Here is a 3,481-nt window from a genome sequence, read left to right as displayed (position 1 = left end):
AGATTCTTGCCCTATTGCCTCTGGTTGCGCGGCAGTGATGATCAACACTAAAACTGCAACCATGATTTTTTATAAATAATCATCACAATATCTCCTTGCTATGGTGTTAATCACTCATACTACATGGAATTACCGAGTGTTTCTAGCGTTTTCTAAAAATTTGTCCCTGCTTACCGTTTACAAACCGAGCATTTCCGCAATTTTCGTTTACCCCTCTGCGTCCATTCCCTCTGTACTCACGTCTCTGACGGCCTACGCCCGCGGGTGCGACTGCGCCCAGACTTCCCGCATGTCATCCGCGCTAACGTGGGTATAAATTTGCGTCGTAGTCACTGAAGAATGACCTAGTAATTCCTGTACGGTTCGCACATCAGCTCCGCCAGAAAGCAAGTGCGTGGCGAATGAATGCCGCAGCGTGTGCGGGGAAATCTTGGTACTGATTCCCGCGCGCTGCGCAGCTTCTTGCAGTACTTTCCACGCGGATTGCCGTTTCAATTGTGCCCCACGCGTGTTCAGGAACAGAGCATGGCTGGTTCCCTTGGCCAGCAGGGGCCGGGCCCGCACCACGTACTCATTGCACGCGTCTACCGCGGCCTGGCCAATGGGAACAATGCGCTGTTTCGAGCCTTTACCGGTCACCCGGAGGATCCGGTCGCCATCAGCAGCATGTCGGAAATCATCGAGGCTTAAATCCAAAGCCTCCGAAATACGAGTGCCCGTGGAATACAACAATTCCAATAAAGCCCGATCCCGAATATTCACCGGGGTTGCTGCCTGCCCAGTCGGGATCGCTTCCAATAAACGCAGCACCTCATCGATGGAAAGAGCATCCGGTAAATTCTGCGCGGCACTCGGTGGCGCAATTCCCGCAGCCACATCTTCTGCCAATTCACCTTCGCTCAACGCAAATTTGTGCAACCCACGCACCACGATGAACGCCCGGCTAGTCGAAGCCACCCCCAGCGGTTTATAGCGAGCAAACCCGGTCTGCAGATCCCGCAAATAGCCTTCCAAATCGGCTGCCGTTACTTGATTTAAGTGCGTATACCCCAGCTTCTCCAACCACGTGAGGTAACGCTGGATATCGCGCCGGTAGCTCTGCAAGGTGTTTTCGGAATGTCCCTTTTCCACGGCCAGATGATCCAGCCAGTTCTCGGCAATAGTGCCCGCAGTCGCCGACATCATTCGTCTGCCTCCGTCCCGGTAACCTGGGTAAGAGCATCACCCGGCTTAACCTGCTCCGTTGCTTGTCGACGCCGTGCCAACGCAGTTGGACGCAATTCGAACGGAGCCTCCACGCTGCGCAACTGAGTCCCTGACTGCAGGTGCTGGTGTGCCAGCAAAATTCCCGTCACTGCAGAAGCATTCGAGATCTCGCCAGACCCCACCATGCCTGCAGCATCGGCAAGCTCTACCCATTCCAACTGCATATCGGCTTCTTCATCACCGGAGTTACCGATCTCAGCAGCCGCTGCAGGATCGTCATCTGCTTTTTGGATATCTCGCGCCAGGAAAATCCGGGTCGCTTCATCAGAAATTCCGGGGCTAGTGGCGATATCGCCCAGCACCGCCCAGTGCGCTGCCCGTGCCCCGGTTTCTTCTTGCAGCTCACGTTGCGCACACTCCAGTGCCGTCTCGCCCGCTAGATCCAATAACCCAGCCGGGATTTCCCACAAACGCTGACCAAAAGCATGGCGGTATTGGTGGATAAGCGCAATACGATTGTGCTCATCGAGTGCTACGATCGCCGCCGCACCGAAATGCTCCAGGATTTCCCGGGTTGCTGAACCACCTCCCGGCATCGCAACGGTATCGCGTCGAAACGCGATTATCGGCCCTTGCGCGAGCAGCTCCGAACCGAGAGTGGAAAACTCATGCCGTCCCCGGGACTGTACCGCCGGACCCCGCCGGCTATTCATTTTCGGATCGACCGACTTCTGTTTGCTCTGTTTCTCCGTCTTCACTACCAGCACTGGCGGAATCAGAACCAGAACCAGAATCCTGACCGGCATTTTCTGGCATGACAGCATCGGCGTTTTCGGCGTAACCGTAGGCGCCGCTTCCTTGCTCAAGCTGTTCTGCCACTGCCAGAACTGTCGCCAAGCGCCCCCAGGTTTGATCAATAGCATCGACGGTGCTGACTGTTGCGGCTGCGTCTTCGTCGTCACGCAACTGGGCGAGCACGCCCTTGGACTCGGCTGCTGCACCGTGGCCTGCAACCACGGTGGCACCGCCGGCTTCATCTAAAGCACGTGCGAACGCCGCTTGACTCTTCGCTGCAAATTCACCGCCATGAGCGGCCGTGCCGTCGCCAGTAACCAGAACGATTGCCTGCCCCGGCAAAATGGTTCCCGTCTCGTAATCCAGGTAGCCGGCTTCTGCCAAGGTTTCGAGCAACAAGCCGCGATCTTCGGTGGTGGAATTCGGCGTATCCGTGCCCTCGGCAAACGTCAGGGCGGCGCCCAAGGCTTGGCCGGCGTGAGTACCAGGATCGCGCTCAGATTCTGACAACTCGGTGCCCGCAGGAAGCGTGTTCGACACGATAGTTTTCAGCTCATCAGCACCATCTTGACTAAAAAATTTCTCCGAGAGTTCGATCAACCCAGAATCGATCGCACCTGCTCGGTTCAACGATGCCCGCAGTTTCTCTACCGCATCGTCATCAGCATCAGCGGTGGCCAACACCAACACTGGATCGTCCTCCAGCACGCCGTTGATGATGTCCTGCCCGCTGGCTGCGACGACCTGATCAGCAGCATTCGCCATGCGCTGCGCACGTTGCTGTTGTTGGGCGAGTGACTCATGTTCGGAAGCCGCAACGGTATCCCCCGAACCGATTGCTTCGCTACCGCCGGGAATATTAGGGCTGAGCAAGAACACTCCGAAGGCAGCGCCCAGTGCCAAACCAATTCCGGCTCCAGCGATCCCCACGCCAGGTCGTGATGTGCCAGCCATTAACTAAAACCAACCTTGCACTGTCGAGAAAATGTTGTCCCAGGTATCGACGATATTGTCCGCGAAGCTCCCGGTTCCAGCAAAACCGACGATCAAAACGATCGCTGCCAATGCCACCAGGATTCCCAACGCAGCCCATAACCAACCAGCTGCAACACCGCGGTTTGTTTGGTATAGGCCGATGACGGTGTTGGCATCAACCAGCTTTGATCCCACCTTCGTGCGCGTCAATAGCGCGGCAGGGCTGGCATGGTCTTCTTGTTGGAAAATATCGCTCAGATCCAGTGCACTTCCAACATTCACGATGGAACTTGCTCCGTGGTAATCCGCCAACAGCAGCGCAAGGTCAGTAGCGTTCTCAATCGCTGCAGGGAAGGTCATCGCACCCACACCCAAGTCTTGGATGCGTTCTAGTCCTGGCGCATGCCCATCAGGATCGGCCGGCAGCACAATCTGTGCGCCGCAGCGCAGCGTATCCGCCTCGACCGAGGTGGGGTTTCCGACGATAATTTCCGGGGTATAGCCA

General features: G+C 56.5%; 4 protein-coding genes. All 4 read right to left on the bottom strand.

Going from position 1 to position 3,481, the window contains the following annotated elements:
• Window positions 1–252: 252 nt before the first annotated feature.
• Entirely contained in the window at window positions 253–1,182 is a 930-nt protein-coding gene (gene xerD, locus RCH87_RS10340; protein WP_306516617.1) for a site-specific tyrosine recombinase XerD, read from the bottom strand.
• Window positions 1,182–1,919: an NUDIX hydrolase gene (locus tag RCH87_RS10335; RefSeq protein WP_306516616.1), complete on the bottom strand. Its 738-nt coding sequence runs from the start codon at window positions 1,917–1,919 to the stop codon at window positions 1,182–1,184. Before RCH87_RS10335 ends, xerD begins: the two co-directional genes overlap by 1 nt.
• Complete coding sequence (locus RCH87_RS10330) at window positions 1,912–2,955, bottom strand: copper transporter (protein WP_306516615.1); 1,044 nt, start codon at window positions 2,953–2,955, stop codon at window positions 1,912–1,914. The genes RCH87_RS10335 and RCH87_RS10330 overlap by 8 nt, the downstream gene beginning before the upstream one ends.
• Before the next feature lie 3 nt (window positions 2,956–2,958).
• Window positions 2,959–3,481: putative cytokinetic ring protein SteA (gene steA, locus RCH87_RS10325; protein WP_306516614.1), on the bottom strand; the 523-nt coding region annotated here is incomplete at its 5' end.

The organism is Corynebacterium sp., assembly GCF_030826625.1.
Classification (GTDB): Bacteria; Actinomycetota; Actinomycetes; order Mycobacteriales; family Mycobacteriaceae; genus Corynebacterium.
Note: the sequence above shows the minus strand (reverse complement) of the source record. Positions and strands in the feature narration are given on the sequence as shown.

Coding starts and splice junctions, on each gene's coding strand:
- xerD (WP_306516617.1), bottom strand. CDS start 1,182: ATGTCGGCGACTGCGGGCACTATTGCCGAGAACTGGCTGGATCATCTG.
- RCH87_RS10335 (WP_306516616.1), bottom strand. CDS start 1,919: ATGAATAGCCGGCGGGGTCCGGCGGTACAGTCCCGGGGACGGCATGAG.
- RCH87_RS10330 (WP_306516615.1), bottom strand. CDS start 2,955: ATGGCTGGCACATCACGACCTGGCGTGGGGATCGCTGGAGCCGGAATT.